Origin of the sequence: Treponema sp. (assembly GCF_017430385.1) — a bacterium.
Taxonomy (GTDB): domain Bacteria; phylum Spirochaetota; class Spirochaetia; order Treponematales; family Treponemataceae; genus Treponema_D.
In genome coordinates this window covers 1-18771 of the sequence record NZ_JAFRNB010000006.1, presented here as the reverse complement: position 1 = coordinate 18771, position 18771 = coordinate 1, and the positions used below count along the sequence as shown (strand labels likewise).

Below are 18771 nucleotides of genomic sequence, written 5' to 3'. Positions count from 1 at the left end.
TATGATATTTACAGAGCCACTTGGTATGGCTCAGCGTATCTCTGATATTTGCCATTTGCTTTCCTCCTTGGCGTTACGCAATAGACTTGAACAACCTATTGTACACCTTCGAGGAAAGTTTTTTTTGCTATAAGCCTTTGCTCACCACCCGCATAGCAGGTGGTTTATTGTGAAAACATTCCGCTTCGCTACATGTTTTCACCGGCTCATGCGCCCTAAAATTAAATAAATCAGGTTTTAAATTCCTAATTTTTGTAACATGGCTCTTTTGGTATTCTGGTGTATCAATTTTTGGCATCGATATCGGAATAACACCAGCATTTTTCTTTTTTCTTTTAGGAGCCTATTTTAAATTATATACTCCAAAAGCTATAAACAAACCGCTCTATTTATTATTAGCAATACTTCTTTGGGCACTAATGGCTATTCCTTATTACTTCACAAATATTGATAATGCCAAAATAAAGCTTTTAAAAACCGTTTTAGATAATTTCTCAAATATTTTCCTTATTCCGCTTGCATCATGGCTTTTCTTTGCCATTTTCGCCTCATTGAAAATAAAACAAAATCATTTCATAAATACTGTTGCTGCAACAACATTCGGGATATATCTTATCCATGTTTCCAGCGTAAAAACAATATTTTACAGAGATATTTTTAATGTAGATTTACAGTATTCCTCAAATTTTTTCCCACTTTTTGCCATAGCAGATATATTTTTGCTTTTTTCATTTTGTTCATTAATCGACTATTTGAGATTAAAACTTATTGAACAAAAGATGATTAGTTTTGCTGATAAATTGTTTGAAAAATTGAAAAACAAATTTTTCATTAATACTGTGCGTACATAAATCCTGCGTCGCCTTCGCTGAAGCTGAGTGATAAAATCACCAGAATCAATGGAATATAATAGGCCAGCCAGCGAACGGCGATGTTCTTCTTTTGAATCTCGCCGTACACATCGATTTTGTTTTCTTTGAGCACACTCACCACAAAAATAATCAGAGAGCCAAGCGAAATCAGCACGATATGACTCTGGAAATCCGAAATATTTCCCAAAATCTGATTCATAAAGTCTTTAGAAGCAAGCATGAGCGGATTTCCGAAATTGACAAATGAGTTTCGGAGATAAGCGAACGATTTAGGCACATCAACAATTCGGTCAAAATACCAGCCGATGTTCACGATTACGAAAGTGCGGATAATCTGGAAAATGTGCCATCCCCTGCTCTTTGCGTTCACATGAAGTTTTTCATTCACTTTTTCAAAGGCAGGCTTCAAAATATCGCTCAAAGCAATAACAAGTCCATTATACAAGCCCCAGATAAAAAAGTGAAGTTCAGGACCATGCCAAAGGCCGACAAGCATGAATACGAGAATGTTAGCGATACATGCCGGCAAAGTGCGCCCGAAATGCTTTCCGAGATGATTCGTGCACCACTTGCTCAGATTCTGCATGACTTTCGTAAGTGCGAACGGATAGAAAATATAGTCACGCATCCAGCCACCAAGAGTGATATGCCATCTCTGCCAGAAATTCGCGATGCTGATAGAAAAATACGGCTGCTTGAAGTTCTGCGGGAGTTTGATTCCGAACAACTCCGCAATTCCAAGCACCAAATCCGTACCGCCAGAAAAATCAGCGTACTGGTAAATCGCATATATCAGGATTCCCATAACGAGCACACAACCAGGATAATTCGTGTATACGCCGTCAAAAATCGTGCTCACATGTTTTACAAGAAGGTCTGCCACAAGGTATTTTTTGAGCGAACCGTAAAGAATCAGCATGAATCCGTGCTTGATATTCTCAAAGTCAAACTTGCGCTCTTCCCGAATCTGAAATCCGCTCTGGTTGAAGCGAACAATCGGGCCCAAAATTAGCTGCGGGAAAAACGAGACGAAAACAAAATATTTTAGGAAATTTTTCTCACGCTCGTACTTTGAGTTGTAAATGTCCATGAAGTAGCCGATTGTCGTAAGAGTGTAATATGAGATTCCGAGCGGAAGAAGAAGAGTCTTTGAGCCAGCAAGAATTCGCCAGTATTTTAGATAAATTAGAATTCCTACATTAAGAGCAAGCATTGAAAGAAGAACAAGGCGTTTTCTGGTCAAGGTTCTCTCCTTTTCCGCTTTAAAATCCTCTTTTGAAAGCTCTGCTTTTTTGGCCTTGAGAGCCACATTCATATCAGAGACGATTTTTGCACCGAAGAAAGTAATAAAAGAACTTGCGAGGATAAAAACAAGATTTCCGAATCCTTAAAAAGCATAGAAAACCGTGTTTGCCACAAGAAGCACAATCCACTGGAATCGTTTTGGAGCAAGATAATATACAAAAAGCGAAATCAAAAGAAAAATTGCAAAAGTGAATGAATAAAAACTCATAGAAACCTCAAACTATCTTAGAACGAAACAAAATTTTCAGTGCAGTCGTTCTGCTTAACGCCGTCGATGTAACTTATCACGCGGATTTTACCGGATTTACCAGCCGGAAGCGTAATCGAAGTTTGAATCGAATCTTTGGCAAGAAGACTTTCCTCATTTCCGACAACAACATAAACATCATAAGTAATTCTTTTGACATCAACATGATTTGAAACAGGGATAATTTCCATTGATTTTTTGTCCCCGCTAGTAAATATGTAAAGTCCAAAGATTTTCTCCGGCATCTCCGCCATTTTTTGAGCGTAAGATGAATAAAAATACTTTTCGAGGGCATTTTCTTCCTTATATTTTGAGCCAAAAAAATCGCAGAAAGCATCAGTCCAGACATAAACTCCCTTTTTGCTCAGATGGTTGTCATCAGTGTAATCAGAATCCCGCAAAGAAAGAATCTCAGGGCGGACAAGATTGAAATCATAATAAGGAAAGCCCTTTTGAGCCGCAAAATCCCGGCAGAAAGAATAATATTCATCATAATTTCCGCGTTCGTTCAGATAAAAGTCAGAACATGGCATCGAGTAAAGAATCAGATCGATGTTGTTTTCCTTGCATAAGTCAATAATTTTTTCGACAGTTATTTTCCAATGATTACTAATTCCTCCAACCGGAATCGGAACCACTTTGAAATCATTTGAAAATCCTCCGTCAGGTATTTCTTCCAAATCCAAGACACAACCTTTTCCGGCATATTCAGAACCTTCATCTTCGTACTGATATTTGAAATATTCACGATTAAGAATAGATGTCAATTTTTTTGCAACCTTTTTAGGGTTCAGTGTCAGAAGCTTGTCCTTTCCGATTGACAAAAACGAATTGACATAATATTTTGGACATGAGCAATGGAGAAGATAATCAGCCTTTATAAAAAAATCATGGATTCCCTCAGCGACAATATAATCAGCCGTAAATCCAGAACGATTCAAAGGTGAATAATCAATAGCAATCGCAAAATCCAATTCCAAAAATACTTTTTTTATTTCATAAGATTTTACAGCCTGTTTTATAATGGCATAAGTTCCGTCGATTCTCTGGGATGGAGTTTCTGAATTAAAAACAGTTTTCCAAAATTTTCGAGAAGCTATATCAGCTTCGACACCATGCGAAACATGGGAAGCTCCGCAGATAAGATAATCTATTTTCACCTGATTGTAAAATTCATGGAAAAGAACGCGTGCATAGGAATTTGTATCATCTTTAAGTATAAATGCAGTAAAAGATGCTAAAGGAAAAAAAAGCAACACGAACAAAAAAACTTTCAAAAACATTTTTCTTTTCATTATTATATAATAGAAAAAAAAAGCCTTTGTTTTCAATAATAAAGTTTATATAAATCAATTGCACAATTCCAATGTTTTGAATAAACTAAAACTATGCCGTCTATATTTTACAACTTGATTATTTTTCCTATTTCACAATTACTAGAATTTTTCTACCAGTTCATATACGAAGCTACAAATCGAGAACCCATTGCCATAATAGGGCTTAGTTTTGTTGTCACACTCTGCACACTTCCCCTTTACATGGTCGCTGAAGGATGGCAGGAAAAAGAGCGAGAAACAAGATTAAAGCTACAGCCAGGCATTGACCGAATAAAAAAAGCTTTCAAAAGCGATGAGCAGTACATGATTTTAAATACTTTCTACAAGCAAAATCATTACAGCCCGATTATGGCACTTCGCTCATCACTAAGCCTTTTGATTCAAATTCCGTTTTTTTTGGCAGCATACCATTTTTTATCGGAGTTTGGTGATTTAAAAGGCGTAAGTTTTCTTTTCATAAAAGATTTCGGTTCCCCGGACGCAACTTTTCACATAGGTTCATTCGCGGTCAATATTCTTCCGATTGCGATGACAATAATCAACTGTTTATCAGGTTTCTTATACTCAAAGGGACATTCGTTTAAAGAAAAACTGCAAATTTATATTTTTGCTGCTGTATTTCTTATTATCCTGTACAATTCTCCGGCAGGGCTTGTCGTTTATTGGACGATGAACAATATCCTTTCTCTGGTTAAAAATATTTTCTACAAATTAAAGAATCCGAAAAAGATTCTCTACATCATACTTTGCATTTTTGCGCTATTCTGTATTTGCGCCCCGTTCACTGTACTACAAGCACAAAAGTCGTCATTCAAAAAAGCTTTTATTTGCATGGGTATAATTCTTCCATTATTGCCCTTAGGTATCATTAAAGCCGCTTCATTTTTTGACAGGCATTTTAAGTTTCTTGACACAAACAAAAATTTCAGATGTTTTGCTTTCTTTTTATCAGCAACAGCTCTTACAATTCTCGCAGGAGCAGCAATCCCATCAATAATAATTGAGAGCGAACCAAACAATTATTGTTATGTCGATAGCTACAAATCACCTTTCGTATTTATGATTTCTACATTTTTCCAGAGTGCAGGAGTATTTTTATTGTGGGCTGGAGCTTTCTACGGGCTGTTTTCAGCCAGAGTAAAAAAGATTCTCACGATTTTTTTTGTTTTTTTTGCATTTGCTGCAGTTGTCAATACATTCGCATTCGGCGGAAAATATGGTCCGATTGATCCGTGGCTTGAATTCATGCAACCTCAGGTTTTCATGCCATCAATGCCTTCGATTTTATTCAATTTCTTGATTATTGCATCATTGCTTGCACTCACAATCTGCTTAATTCTTCGTTTTCCGGCAGTTTTACATTCACTTCTTGTAATTCTCATTCTTTCTCTGACCACGATTTCTACAAAAAACATAATTAAAATCCAGACAGAATTTTCTCGGATGCCAGTTCCATCTTACAACAACGATCTGGAGCCGATTTTTCACCTATCAAAAACAGAGCCGAATGTCATCGTCATCATGCAGGACAGATGTTTTTCACCGTTCATTCCGTATGTTTTTGAGGAACTTCCGCACCTAAAAGCAGGTATGGATGGTTTCACCTATTACCCTAACACTATATCGATGGGTATGCTAACAATGATTGGAACTCCGGGGCTTTTCGGAGGCTATGACTACACTCCGTACAGGATGAACCAGCGAGCAATCGAAGAACCTGAGAAAACACTTCAGGACAAACACAGCGAGGCCATGCTCACGCTCCCGCTTTTGTTCACAGCAAACGGATTCCGCGCAGAAGTTGCAAACCTTCCTTATGAGAATTATCTTGAGCAGCCTGAAAGCAACATGTATTTCAAAAATCCAAATTTCGAGCGTCAGGGAATTGAAGTCGAATCCCGCGAAGACTTGAATGACATCTCATATATCGTAAAATACAAGGGGCATGAGCCTATCCGCCACAACAAAGTTCTTGCCACATATACAAATCATTGGTATGCACAGCATGGCATGGAAAAAGAGCCATACATCAGCTCACAGATTTTCAGAAATTTCATCTGGTTCTCTTTGTTCAAAATGGCCTCACCGGTTTTGCGCGGGGCAATCTATCACAGAGACTATTGGATGGCATACAACAAATGGGATAACAGTGCCCGCTTCGTTGACAATTATTCTGTAATTGACTATCTGCCGGAACTCACAAAAATCGACGATGATAAAGGAACAATCATTCTTTTGGACAATGAGGCGACTCACGAGCCGACTTTTCTTCAGGCCCCAGAATATGAGTTCAGAAAAACAAAGGATATAACGAATCTCGGAAACAGCATATTAAAAGAAAACCCTGAATTTAGTACGATGTGCGGTATTTTCAATAAATATATAGATTTCTTTGACTATCTCAAACAAAACGGTGTCTATGACAATACCAAGATAATCATAGTTTCCGATCATGGAATGCCGGATAATTCCGAGGCAATGAAAAACTTTAAAACAAACGCACCTCTCAAATCTCTTTATGTCGCAACCCTAATAGTTAAAGACTTCAACTCACATGGCGAGATTAAGACTGACTACACATACATGACGAATGCCGACACTCCTTATCTTGCCGCAAAAGATGTCATAAAAGACGCGAAGCATCCTTTCACAGGAAAACCGCTCGAAGTAGAGGACAAGAACGCCTATTCAATTCTTAACAACTCAAGGGCTCAGAGTACCCGTATCCGAAAGGAAAAAGCGTTTGATGTGAAACCAAACGAATGGTACACTGTTAAGGATAATATATTTATAGATGAAAACTGGAGCCGTCTGAACAAATAATATGCCGATTTCAACAGTTCTATACAACATAATTCTCTCGCCAATCACTCAGCTAATTGAGATTTCCTATCGACTTTTCAACAAAATGTTCGGCAACACAGGGATTGCAATTCTAGGAGTCAGTCTCACAGTCACCTTGCTTTGCCTTCCTCTTTACATTGTTGCCGAAGGCTGGCAGGAAACAGAGCGGAACATCCAAGACAGGATGAAATCAGGAATAAACAGAATCAAAAAAGCTTTCAAAGGCGACGAGCAGTACATGATTCTCAATACTTACTACAGACAGAATCATTACCACCCAATCATGGCACTTCGCTCTTCTTTCGGGATTTTGATCCAGATTCCTTTCTTTCTGGCAGCCTATCACACCCTTTCTTCACTTCCAGACTTAATGGGAAGGAGCTTCTTTTTCATAAGGGACATGGGAAAGCCGGACGCTATTTTCACATTAGGTTCTTTCAATGTGAACATTCTGCCAATCGCAATGACAGTAATCAACTGCATTTCCGGTGCAATTTACTCAAAAGGCCATTCAATCCGCGAAAAAATCCAGATTTACGGCATGGCGGCTGTTTTCCTTGTAGTCCTTTATGATTCCCCGGCGGGGCTTGTCCTCTACTGGACGATGAATAATATTTTTTCTCTCGTAAAAAATGTTTTCTATAAAATGAAGAATCCGCTCAAAGTGCTTTATCTGTGCATGGTTGGCGCGATCACAATCCTTGCGGCTTACATATTATTCATTTATGACGGCGGCGCGAACATAAAGAAAAGGCTTTTGGCTGCAATTTTCCTTTTGTTCTGGATTCCAGTTCCATTCTATGTAAAAGGTCTTATCTATCTTAGCGAAAAAACATTCTCTCCAATTTTTAAAAGCATCAAGCCTCGCGCTTACATTTTCATCGTAGCTTCACTTGGTCTTTGCGTTTTGAACGGTCTTGTTCTTCCATCACAACTTATCCTAAGTTCTGTGCAGGAATTCTCTAACATTGAGAATTATGCCAGCCCGACCGCATTTCTTCATTCTTCTTTTTGGATGAGTTTCGGGCTTTTTGTTTTCTGGCCGACATGTATTTTCTTCTTGTTTAAGGAAAGAATCCAAACATTGCTGACATTCTTTTTCTCCGCGCTGTTTTTTTCCGCAATACTAAATTCCTTTGCTTTCAGCGGAAACTATGGCTCGATGGATGTGACGCTCAAATTCATCGACGGTTTTTCTTCCCCTTCAAGCTTGTTCCTGCTCACCGATTTAGTTTGCGCTGCTGTACTTCTGCTTTTCATTGTTTTCTTAATAAAATTTAATTTCAAAAAAGCAATCGCAAACATTGCTTTGATTTCAGTATTCGCCTTTTCAGCTCTCTCAATCTGGAATATCCGAAAAATAAACAATGAATATAAAGTCTTCGCCGCATCTCATAGGCAGGAAGATTCTATAAACGCAAAATTCTCACTTTCAAAATCGGAGCCAAACATCGTTATATTCATGCTTGACCGTTTTGAGTCTGCTTATGTGAACAAAATTCTTTCTGACCAAAAAGACCTTTCTCAAAAACTGGACGGTTTTGTTTTCTATCCAAACTGCGTAAGTTTCAACGGTCATACTTTAATGGGTTCTCCTGGTGTTTACGGTGGTTTTGATTACACACCTCTTGAAATGAACAGGCGGAATACGGTCACGCTCAAAGAAAAACATAATCAGGCGCTTGCCCTTCTTCCAAAAATCTTAGCACAAAAAGGATTTATTTCAACTGTCTCAGACCTTTCCTGGGCAAATTACAGTTATGTCGCAGATATGGAAGGATTTAGAAAATCAACATTAGAAAAAAATCCTGAGCTAAACGGCAGACTGAACACATTCTCACTTTTGGGACGTTATGCCGGTGACTTCAAAAAAGAAAAAATCAAGCCCGGCTATGAGAAGGCATCCTTGGCGCATGTCCTAAACCGAAATCTTTTCTGGGTAAGTCTTTTCCGAGAAGTTCCGGCCGTTTTGCGCCCCGTAGTCTATTACAAAGGAACATGGTGGGAAAACGGAGTAAAAGAAAGCTCAAATGATTTCGCTAACTGGTATTCGATTTTGTATTATCTTCCGCAAATCGTAAGCACAGACTCGGCTTCCCCTACGCTCTCAATTTTCACGAACGAATGTACACATTCAAGCGAAGACATCTCAATGTATGACATCAAGCCTGAATATGAATATTCGCTTAATAACGATGCCTACAAAATTGATACGGTTTCCTTAATTCAGATTGGAAGATTTGCAGACTTTCTTAGGAAAAACGAAATTTACGACAACACAAGAATCATCGTAGTCTCTGACCATGGAATCGGCGGCGATAAATCAATGTACAACGAGTCTCCTGATTTTGCGGGATATTCAAAAGACCGCCTGAATCCAGTTCTTCTTGTAAAAGATTTTAATTCTCATTCAAACGGAATTGTTCAGGTCGATGATAAGTTCATGACAAACGCCGATGTTCCATCTCTCGCGCTCAAAAACATCATTGAGAATCCTGTAAATCCATTCACAGGAAACAAAATTGACGAGGAATACAAGAAAAATGGAATAATCGTGACAAAAGGTGATGTTTTTATGCCGTATCATTCAAAAAGCGAGTATGAATTTACTCTTTCTGATGATGATTGGATTCATATAAAGGACAATATTTTTATTGACTCAAACTGGCAAAAATACAATTCAAAAGGAAACTGACAAATGACTTTTCTTTACAATCTGATAATTTATCCGCTCTATACCATAATTGAAGTCGCATATACGCTCGTTGATAAAATCACGCACAACGAGGGACTCTCCGTCATTGGCGTGAGCGTTGCAATCACTCTGCTCTGTCTTCCATTATATGCGGTCGCGGAGCACTGGCAGGAAGTTGAACGGGAAAAACAGGACAAGATGAAAGAAGGCCTTGCCAGAATCAAAAAAGCCTTTTCCGGTGATGAACGGTACATGATGACCACGACATTCTACAGGCAGCATCATTACAGTCCGATCATGGGATTGCGCTCGTCTTTCGGTCTTCTCATTCAGATTCCGTTTTTTCTTGCGGCTTATGCCTATCTTTCACACTTAACGGATTTACAGGGCGAATCTTTCCTTTTTATCCGCGACATGGGAAGCCCGGACTCCCTTTTTTCAATCGGCTCATTTTCAGTGAATATTCTTCCGATTGCAATGACTTTGATTAACTGCGGTTCAGGAATCATATATTCAAAAGGACATGGAATCCGCGAAAAGATTCAGATTTTCGGCATGGCGGCTGTATTTCTTGTCGTTTTGTACAATTCTCCGGCCGGCCTCGTACTTTACTGGACATTCAACAATATTTTCTCCCTTGTTAAAAATATTTTTTACAAATTAAAGAATCCGCTCAAATCATTCTGGATTTTCTGCTGCGTACTCTGCGTTCCGGCACTGATTTACATTCTATTCGGATTTAATACAAAAATTGTTTATAAATTCATATTTGTTTTTGTGGCTCTAATTGTATTTTCGGTTCCACTTATTTTGGCAGGAATCAAGGCTATTTTCCGCAATTTTCTCACACCGATTTTCAATCACAACAAGACCCGCACGACTATTTACCTTCTTTCATGCGCGCTTCTTTTCATCCTTTCAGGCCTTACGATTCCGACTTCACTCATATCATCATCTCCGATTGAATTCTCAGGAATCGGCTCCAACCCGAATCCGCTCGGATATGTTTCAGTCACACTCATGCAGGCCGCAGGATTTTTCCTTTTCTGGCCGATCTGCGTTTATTTTCTTTTCAGCAGGAAAGTTCAGTCTGTATTCACGCTTGTAATGACGTTTCTGTCACTTTCAGCCCTCTTGAACTCTTTCGTATTCATGCTGAATTACGGCGATATATCAGCAACACTGACATTTCTTAATGCCGTTGATTTTAAGTCAGTTTCTCTCATTGCATTCTTCAATCTTTTTGTCCTGATCGTAGTTTTCGCCATAGTATCTCTGACAATCGCAAAACTTGAAGGCAAAATCTACACTTATTCATTTGCGATCGTATCTTTCGCAATGGTTGCCCTCGCTTTTCTCAACATTTCCACAATAAAAAAAGAATATAATGCGTTCGTCGCTAACGGTAATCTGAACGATGTCGAAATAAAACCGATTTTCCACCTCTCGAAAACCCAAAAGAATGTCGTGGTGTTTATGCTGGACAGGGCAGAAAGCCAATATATTGAAGAAATTTTCAAGGAATCTCCTGATTTCAACAATATTTTCTCTGGTTTCACTTTCTATCCGAACACAGTCTCATTCAACGGCCACACGATGATGGGTGCGCCGGCTCTTTACGGTGGCTATGAGTATCAGCCGCTTGAAATGAACAAACGAAAAGACAAACCGCTCTTCCAAAAAACGAACGAGGCACTGCTGATGCTTCCAAGGATTTTCACGGAGCAGGGAAATTTCCATGCCACGATAACAGATCCTTCTTGGGCAAATTATTCTGCGTATGCAGATTTGAGCATCACCAATGAATATCCAAAAATCGACGGCTATCAGACAATCGGAAAATATTCTACGGCATGGTACAAGACCCACACTGACGGAAACAGCCTTGACAACACCGATGATTTATTAAAGCACAACCTGTTCATTTTCAGCATTTTCCGCGAAAGCCCGGTTATTATCCGAGAAATGATTTATCTCAAAGGAAAATACTGGAATTCAAACGACAACCTCACATCCTACACGAATGTAATCGACAATTACGCGCCTCTTGATTTTCTAACTGAAATTACGGATTTTTCAGATAGTGAGGAAGGAAGTTACATCTGCATGGTAAATGAACTTACACATTCAAGCGTTTACATGCAGGCACCTGATTATGTTCCGGTCCAAAATGTAACCGATTACGGAATTTCTGTTTTTAAAGATGATGAGTCTTACCACACCAACATGGCGGCATTAAAAAGAATCGCAAAATGGATTCAGAGCCTGAAAGATAACGGTGCCTATGACAATACAAAGATTATTTTTGTTTCGGATCACAGCCGTGCCTCAGTCGAGGCATGCATGGAAAGCAATATCGAGCTTGACATGAGCATCGCGGGTGACAGGTACCGTGGAAGAGGACATTTCCATCCGCTTCTTATGGTAAAAGATTTCAATGCTTCCGGCGGGCTTAAAAAGGACATGACTTTCATGACGAACGGAGACGTTCCAAGCCTTGCACTTTCTGGAATCATAGAGAATCCGGTTAATCCGTTCACGAAGAAGGCTGTTCCGCTCGACACGACCGGCATTAAAAAGGACGGAGTGCTGATTACATCAAGTGATGTTCATCAGGCATGGCTTTACAAGAATTTACATACCTACCCTATCCGAAAGGATCAGTGGTGGAAAGTAAAAAATGATGTCTTCAAGGCTTCAAGCTGGAGTCAGGCGGATGTTTCCGCGATTATTGAAGATTGAAAGATATATCAATTTGTATTAAAATAATCATGATTGTCTCTCAAAGGCAAGACTGATATATTCAGGAGTATTTTTATGACAGAACAAGAATTCGACTATCTCATGGCAATCCGACGAAAGGAAGATGTATCAACATTCAACAAAGACACAATCCTTTCCTGCGAAAAGGCAGGCTGGGTAAAAAGCAATAAAGTAACTGCAGACGGCATGGAAGCCCTTGCCCCATACAAAGTTGACAATGCAATCATCATGGCAGCCGGACGAAGCCGCCGATGTATGCCACTTTCAAACTACCTCCCGAAAGGTCTTTTTGAAATCAAGGGCGACACAATGGTCGAGCGCCAGATTAAGCAGCTCCACGATGCAGGAATCAAGGAAATCGTTCTCGTTGTCGGCTACCTCAAGGAACGCTACTACGAAATGGCAAAAAAATATCCTGAGCTTATCGTAATCGACAACACTGAATGGGAAGAGAAAAACAACATGTCTTCCCTCTATGCGGCAAAAGACTACATCAAGTCAAGCTACATCTGTTGCTCGGACAACTGGTTTGCCCACAATGTTTACCGTGACTATGTTTACGACTCATACTACGGCTGTCTTTACTCAGACGAGTTCTGTAACGAATACTGCGTAAAAGGTTTGGATGACCGCGGCTACATGACAGAAGTCAAAAAAGGCGGTGAAAAAGCATGGTACACAATCGGTGAAGCTTTCTTCTCAAAATCATTCTCAGAGAAATTCGTCGATTTGATGGTAAAAGAATACTACGACCCAGAAATGAAATACATGCTCTGGGACGACTTCCAGATCAAGCACATCACAGAGCTTCTGATGAAAATCAAACGCTATGACGACAATGAGTGCAAGGAATTCGACACAACTGATGACATTCTCCAGTTCTACCCTAATTTCAAGGAATTCATCGACCAGTTCTTCCAGGAAGACGAGCTCATCAATTCAACACAGCGAATCAGCTATCTTTCAAACTATGGCGAGACAAAACAGTATTCTGTAGTCGCAACTGAGCAGCTAACAGGCCGAATGCATGTAAACGAAAACTTGTTCGGACCAAGCCCAAAATGTCTTGAAGTTTTGCACAATGCTACAATGGAAGACTTGTACCTTTACGATTTGACTCGTGAAGACGACCTTGCAGTTGAGGTTTCAAAGGCAACAGAGATTCCGACAGACTCTATCTTCATTCACTCAGGCTCATCTGATGTAATCAAGACAATCATGACAATCGTCCTCAACAAGGACGACACGGTTCTTATTTCTGCTCCTGCATGGAATTACTACAAATCAGTTTGTGAGCTCCGCCATGCAAAAACAGCTTACTACAATGTAGTTCCGGGAAAAGATTCTTACGAATTCGACATGAAGAACCTTCTTTCTGAAGCAAAGAAAATCAAGCCGAGAATCATCATAATCACAACTCCTCACAACCCGACAGGAGCCGTAATCAGCCGAAACGATTTGGAAAAGGTAATCAAAGAGAACCCGACTTCGCTCGTAATCGTAGATGAAGCATATCTTGGCCTTTCAACAGTCACTTACGACGCAAAATATTTGCTCAACTCATACAACAACGTCGTATTCTGCCGCACATTCTCAAAACTCTACGGCTTGGCAGGAATCCGAATGGGCTATGGTTTGTGTACACCGATGGCAAAACAGGTATTCAAGCTCGACTTGAACCCGTTCCGCGTATCAAACATTGGTCGAAAAGTTTGTATTGCAGCATTGCAGGACAAAACTTATTACAATAACCTTACCAAAACAATCATCAAGCTCAAGGATGACTTCATTTCTGAGATTAACAAAATCAAAGGAATCAAGGCTTACAAGTCTGCAGCGAACTTCATTTTCATCCGATTCAACGAGAATTTGGCTGAAGGTGAAAAGGAAATTGATGTTCAGGCACTCAAAGACTATCTTTCTGAAAACGGATATCTTACACGCCTCTGGACGGAAGGCAGCCACCTTTCAATGCGAATCACTGTAGCTCCGCAGGCTGACATGGACAAAGTTCTCGGACTTATCAAGGAATTTGTTGCAAAATGATGATTTTACCGCTTTATATCGACCCTGGCACGGGTTCGATGCTCTTTTCGATTCTGATTGGTGCTGCAGCAACGCTCTTTTTCCTTGCAAAGGCTCTTTGGCTCAAGCTCAAGCTCGTCTTTGCCGGAAAAAAAGGCGTTCAGGAAGACAAATCATATAAAAAATATGTTGTTTACTGCGAGGATAAGCGGTATTTCACGGTTTTTCTTCCTGTAGCCGAAGAATTTGAAAGGCGCGGAATTGAGCTTACATACTACACAGGAACTGAAGATGACCCTATTTACGAAAAGAATTTTTCTTTCGTAAAACCTGAGTGCATCGGAACAGGCAATGTGGCTTATGCAAAGCTCAACATGCTCAGCGCGGGAATCGTTTTGATGACAACTCCTGGCTTACAGGTCTATCAGCTCAAACGAAGCAAGAATGTAAAGCATTACAGCCATATTTTCCACTCTTGCACGGACTCAACGATGTATCGTCTTTTCGGTCTTGATTATTTCGACTCAGTTTTGATGACTGGCGACTATCAGGCAGACGATATCCGCCTTCTTGAAAAACAACGCGAGCTTCCTGCAAAGGAACTTGTCACGGTCGGTTGTACATATCTTGATGTTCTTAAGGAAAAAATGGCTGCTATTCCTGCTGAAGAGAACCATGAATTCACAGTTCTTGTCTCTCCTTCATGGGGAAAAAGTGCCTTGCTCGGTCTTTATGGTGAAAAACTTCTTGATCCATTGGTTAAAAGCGGCATGAAGATTATCGTCCGCCCGCACCCGCAGAGCCGAATCTCAGAAAAAGATATGCTTGACCGCCTGCATGAGCGTTACAAGGATGCAAAAAACCTTTCTTGGGATAACGAGCGTGACAACATCTACTCTCTCAAAAAAGCGGACATCATGATTTCTGACTTCTCTGGAATCGTCTACGACTACACTTTCTTGTGCGACAAGCCTGTAATGTACGCGAACGCCGAAATGGACTTGCTTCCGTACGACATTTACGACACAGGGCATGAGCCGTGGGCAGTCACAACTTTGCAGAAGATCGGTATTCCTATAAAAGAAGAAGATTTTTCCAACATCGCCGAAGTTATCAAAAACGCATCAGATAGCCCAGAGCTTGCAAAACTTCGTGCCCACTACAAGGCAGAAGCATGGCAGCACATCGGCGAGGCAGGAAAACTCACAGCCGATTACATGATTTCCACAATGGAAAAGATTGAAAAAGAAAGTTCGGAACGCACATAATTTTTAAAGGAATCATTATGAAAATCGCAGTCGCAGGAACAGGATATGTAGGTCTATCAAACGCCATTCTTCTCTCACAGCACAATGAAGTCTATGCGGTTGACATCGTGCAGGAAAAGGTCGATTTAATCAACAACAAAAAATCTCCAATTATCGACAAAGAAATTGAAGAATACCTGGCTACAAAAAAACTCAACTTAACGGCCACAACTGATGCAAATCTTGCATACAAGGACGCTGATTTCATAATCATTTCTACACCTACAAACTACGACCCGGAAAAGAATTACTTTGACACTTCAAGCGTCGAATCTGTCGTAGAGCTTGTAAAAAAATCCGGCTCAAAGGCGACAATCATCGTAAAATCAACGGTTCCAGTCGGCTACACAGAAAAACTCCGTGCTGAGTCAGGCTACAAGAATTTGCTCTTCTCGCCTGAATTCTTGCGAGAAGGTCACGCTCTTTATGATAACCTCTACCCCAGCCGAATCGTCGTAAGCTGGCCAAAAGATGCTCCTGAGCTTAAAACTCAGGCAGAAAAATTCGCAAATCTTTTAAAAGAGGGTGCCATCAAAGAAAATATCGAAGTCCTCTTCCCGAATTGTACCGAAGCTGAGGCAATAAAACTCTTCGCAAATACATATCTTGCACTACGCGTGGCTTTCTTTAACGAGCTTGACACTTATGCTGAAGTCCGTGGATTGAACACAAAATCAATCATTCAGGGAATCTGTCTTGACCCGCGAATCGGTGACTTCTACAACAACCCGTCGTTTGGTTACGGCGGCTACTGCTTGCCAAAGGATACAAAGCAGCTTCTTGCGAACTATCGTGATGTTCCGCAGAACCTAATCAAAGCAATCGTAGAGTCAAACACAACCCGAAAGGACTATATTGCTGACACGATTATACACAAACATCCAAAAGCCGTTGGCGTTTACCGTCTCACAATGAAGGCAAACAGCGATAATTTCCGACAAAGTTCAATTCAGGGCGTAATGAAGCGAATCAAGGCAAAAGGAATTCCTGTCATCGTCTACGAGCCAACATACAAAGGTGATGATTTTTTCAACTCAAAGGTCACAAAGAATCTCGAAGAATTCAAAAAAGAATGTGATGTAATCATCGCAAACAGATATTCAGAAGAACTGGCCGACGTAAAAGAAAAGATTTTCACGCGAGATTTGTTCAGCAGGGATTAATTTTTTATGAAATATGTATATGTCCTAACCTCAACTCCGAAGGATTTGTATTACGAGCAGGCTCTGATGTCCGCTTATTCTCTCCGAAAGCACAATCCTTTGGCTCAGATTATCGTTCTTGTTGACAACAAGACGAATGCAAGCTTTACAGAAGAAAACAAACGAACGGCCCTCAAAAAATATGCAAGCCAGATAATCAGCGTTGACTTTACGGATGACGTGCCGAACGTTGACAGAAGCCGCCTCATCAAGACTGCGATTCCGGAACATGTCAGCGGAAGCTTTCTTTACATCGACTGCGACACGATCATCTGTGATGATTTGAGCGACATTGAAAAAGAAGATGCAGTTACAGCCGGTGTTTTGGACGGACACTGTATGCTCGAAGAGCACATTCACAAAAAATATTTTCTTGCCCGTGACAAAAAGCTTGGTTTTTCCGGCACGAAAAAACTCGGCGCAAACATTAACGGCGGCCTGATTCTCGCAAAGGCAGAGACCGAAGAGCAAAAAAAACAGACAACCGAGCTTTTCAAGCAATGGAATGAAATCTGGAAATACTCGGCTTATACAAAGCACGACAAGCACGACCAGAGCGCACTCAACGAAGCAAATTACCGCACTGGCCTTAAAATGAAATTCCTTGACGGAAAGTGGAACTGTCAGCCAAGCCACGGCGGACTCGCTTTCTTAAAAAACGCAAAAATCATCCATTATTATTCAAGCGAATTCAGCGGAAAGAATTACATTCCATATTACAAGCTTGCGGACAAGGCACTCCAGGAACGGATTAAGGAAGCCGGTGACATTCCGGAAGACATCAAGCAGATGATTTCTGAGCCGAAATTCCAGTTCAACTCAGTGCATTTAATCAACGACTCGCGGATTGTAAGCATAATGCAGTCGCCACTCACCTTCACACTCGCGGACATAAAGGCACATTGTCCGCTGCTTTTCAATCTTATGGAAGCATTTGTCGGCGGCGTACGCGGAATGGCAAAAAAACTCAAAGGAAAGAAATAATCCCATGTCCACAAAAATCCTCATCAACGGAAATTTTCTCTGCCGGAACCTGACAGGAATCGAACGCTTTGCATTTGAAATTTGCAGGCAGCTTGACATCCTTCTCGAAAGCAAAAAAAATGAAGTAAAATTTGAGATTTCCATTCTCGTTCCGCAGAACGCAAAAGTTTTTCCAGAATACAAGAATATAAATTCCATAATCTCGGAAAAGCCACTAACAAGTTTCCCGCGATGGGATATGTTTTATTTTGCGAAGATGTGCAAAAAACACAAATCTACGGGCCTTAATTTTTCGAACACTGCCCCATTCGGCGGCAATTGTGGATATGCCTTTCTGCATGACATTTACGCCGCAGATTGCCCCGGGGATTTCATTTCCTTCAAAGACAGGTTGATTCGTGCTTACAGCTGCTTTCACTACAAAAACATCGCTAAAAAAGCAAAAAGAATCTTCACAGTCTCTGAATTCAGCAAAAACCAGATTCAAAAAGCATACAATATCGAAGAAAGCCGCATTTGTGTGATTCCGAACGGCTGGGATCATTTCAAATCCATCGAAGAAGACGAGGAGATTTTCCAGAAATTTCCGGTTCTCACACAAAAACCTTTTTTCTTCACTCTCGGGAGCCTTCAAAAACGCAAGAACCTCAAATGGATTTCTGAATATGCCAAAAATCACCCGGAACAGATTTTCGCAATCTCCGGGAAGACAATCGGCGGCATGAAATCAACTGAAATCGGTGATTTGTCGGCTCTCAAAAATGTCATTCTTCTTGGCTATGTGAGTGACGGCGAGGTAAAATCACTGATGAAAAAATGCCGGGCGTTCGTATTCCCGTCCTATTACGAAGGATTCGGAATTCCGCCGCTTGAGGCACTTTCTGTCGGAGCACAAATTATTGTTGCAAAATCTGCTAGCCTGCCAGAAATTTACAAAAAATGCGCGCATTACATAGCCTGGGATTCGACAAATTGTGATTTGAATGATATTCTTAATGAGCAGGTTGAAGATTCAGCAGATGTTCTTTCAGAATACACTTATGAGAATTCGGCGAAAAAGCTTTTCGAAGTCCTAAACGGAGGTTCAAAATGAAAAGAGTTGCGATTGTACATGACTGGCTCGTAAATTATGGCGGTGCGGAACGGGTCGTTGAGGAACTTCTCAAAATTTACCCTGAAGCTGACATTTT

The 18771-nt window shown here is 40.4% G+C and carries 12 protein-coding genes; 9 read left to right on the top strand and 3 right to left on the bottom strand.

What is annotated here, in order from left to right; genetic code table 11:
• Positions 1-419 precede the first annotated feature (419 nt).
• Positions 420-851: a hypothetical protein gene (locus IJJ71_RS00480; RefSeq protein ID WP_296844676.1), complete on the top strand. Its 432-nt coding sequence runs from the start codon at positions 420-422 to the stop codon at positions 849-851.
• Here IJJ71_RS00480 and IJJ71_RS00475 read toward each other — a convergent pair.
• From IJJ71_RS00475 to IJJ71_RS00465, 3 genes are all read right to left on the bottom strand, one after another.
• Complete coding sequence (locus tag IJJ71_RS00475; RefSeq protein ID WP_367113194.1) at positions 832-2115, bottom strand: MBOAT family O-acyltransferase; 1284 nt, start codon at positions 2113-2115, stop codon at positions 832-834. The two genes, IJJ71_RS00480 and IJJ71_RS00475, sit on opposite strands and share 20 nt — an antisense overlap.
• A gap of 144 nt (positions 2116-2259) precedes the next feature.
• Positions 2260-2385, bottom strand: a complete 126-nt coding sequence (locus IJJ71_RS00470) for a hypothetical protein (RefSeq protein WP_296844674.1) — start codon at positions 2383-2385, stop codon at positions 2260-2262.
• 17 nt (positions 2386-2402) lie between these two features.
• Positions 2403-3719 carry an SGNH/GDSL hydrolase family protein gene (locus IJJ71_RS00465; RefSeq protein WP_296844673.1) on the bottom strand — a complete coding sequence of 439 codons (1317 nt, stop codon included), beginning with the start codon at positions 3717-3719 and terminating at the stop codon, positions 2403-2405.
• A gap of 93 nt (positions 3720-3812) precedes the next feature.
• On the opposite strand from IJJ71_RS00465, the gene yidC reads away from it, so the two are divergent.
• The 8 genes from yidC to IJJ71_RS00425 all read left to right on the top strand — a co-directional run bounded on the left by yidC (position 3813) and on the right by IJJ71_RS00425 (position 18674).
• Positions 3813-6584 (top strand): membrane protein insertase YidC, encoded by a 2772-nt coding sequence (yidC, locus tag IJJ71_RS00460; RefSeq protein ID WP_296844672.1) that lies wholly within the window; start codon positions 3813-3815, stop codon positions 6582-6584.
• A 1-nt stretch (position 6585) separates the two neighbouring features.
• A complete protein-coding gene (locus tag IJJ71_RS00455; RefSeq protein ID WP_296844671.1) occupies positions 6586-9300 on the top strand; it encodes a YidC/Oxa1 family membrane protein insertase in 2715 nt (904 codons plus the stop codon).
• A gap of 3 nt (positions 9301-9303) precedes the next feature.
• Positions 9304-12042 carry a YidC/Oxa1 family membrane protein insertase gene (locus IJJ71_RS00450; RefSeq protein WP_296844670.1) on the top strand — a complete coding sequence of 913 codons (2739 nt, stop codon included), beginning with the start codon at positions 9304-9306 and terminating at the stop codon, positions 12040-12042.
• Positions 12043-12117: 75 nt separating this feature from the next.
• On the top strand, positions 12118-14109 hold the full coding sequence (locus IJJ71_RS00445) for an aminotransferase class I/II-fold pyridoxal phosphate-dependent enzyme (protein WP_296844669.1): 1992 nt from the start codon (positions 12118-12120) through the stop codon (positions 14107-14109).
• On the top strand, positions 14109-15356 hold the full coding sequence (locus IJJ71_RS00440) for a CDP-glycerol glycerophosphotransferase family protein (protein ID WP_296844677.1): 1248 nt from the start codon (positions 14109-14111) through the stop codon (positions 15354-15356). Before IJJ71_RS00445 ends, IJJ71_RS00440 begins: the two co-directional genes overlap by 1 nt.
• A 17-nt stretch (positions 15357-15373) precedes the next feature.
• On the top strand, positions 15374-16558 hold the full coding sequence (locus IJJ71_RS00435) for a nucleotide sugar dehydrogenase (protein ID WP_296844668.1): 1185 nt from the start codon (positions 15374-15376) through the stop codon (positions 16556-16558).
• A gap of 6 nt (positions 16559-16564) precedes the next feature.
• Positions 16565-17581, top strand: coding sequence for a glycosyltransferase (locus IJJ71_RS00430; protein WP_296844667.1), 1017 nt, complete (start codon positions 16565-16567; stop codon positions 17579-17581).
• A gap of 4 nt (positions 17582-17585) precedes the next feature.
• Complete coding sequence (locus IJJ71_RS00425) at positions 17586-18674, top strand: glycosyltransferase family 4 protein (protein WP_296844666.1); 1089 nt, start codon at positions 17586-17588, stop codon at positions 18672-18674.
• The last annotated feature ends 97 nt before the right edge of the window (positions 18675-18771 follow it).

Bases quoted from the DNA above. Each gene is read 5' to 3' on its own strand.
- IJJ71_RS00480 (WP_296844676.1), top strand. From the start codon at position 420: ATGGCTATTCCTTATTACTTCACAAATATTGATAATGCCAAAATAAAG.
- IJJ71_RS00470 (WP_296844674.1), bottom strand. From the start codon at position 2,385: ATGAGTTTTTATTCATTCACTTTTGCAATTTTTCTTTTGATTTCGCTT.
- IJJ71_RS00465 (WP_296844673.1), bottom strand. From the start codon at position 3,719: ATGAAAAGAAAAATGTTTTTGAAAGTTTTTTTGTTCGTGTTGCTTTTT.
- yidC (WP_296844672.1), top strand. From the start codon at position 3,813: ATGCCGTCTATATTTTACAACTTGATTATTTTTCCTATTTCACAATTA.
- IJJ71_RS00455 (WP_296844671.1), top strand. From the start codon at position 6,586: ATGCCGATTTCAACAGTTCTATACAACATAATTCTCTCGCCAATCACT.
- IJJ71_RS00450 (WP_296844670.1), top strand. From the start codon at position 9,304: ATGACTTTTCTTTACAATCTGATAATTTATCCGCTCTATACCATAATT.
- IJJ71_RS00445 (WP_296844669.1), top strand. From the start codon at position 12,118: ATGACAGAACAAGAATTCGACTATCTCATGGCAATCCGACGAAAGGAA.
- IJJ71_RS00440 (WP_296844677.1), top strand. From the start codon at position 14,109: ATGATTTTACCGCTTTATATCGACCCTGGCACGGGTTCGATGCTCTTT.
- IJJ71_RS00435 (WP_296844668.1), top strand. From the start codon at position 15,374: ATGAAAATCGCAGTCGCAGGAACAGGATATGTAGGTCTATCAAACGCC.
- IJJ71_RS00430 (WP_296844667.1), top strand. From the start codon at position 16,565: ATGAAATATGTATATGTCCTAACCTCAACTCCGAAGGATTTGTATTAC.
- IJJ71_RS00425 (WP_296844666.1), top strand. From the start codon at position 17,586: ATGTCCACAAAAATCCTCATCAACGGAAATTTTCTCTGCCGGAACCTG.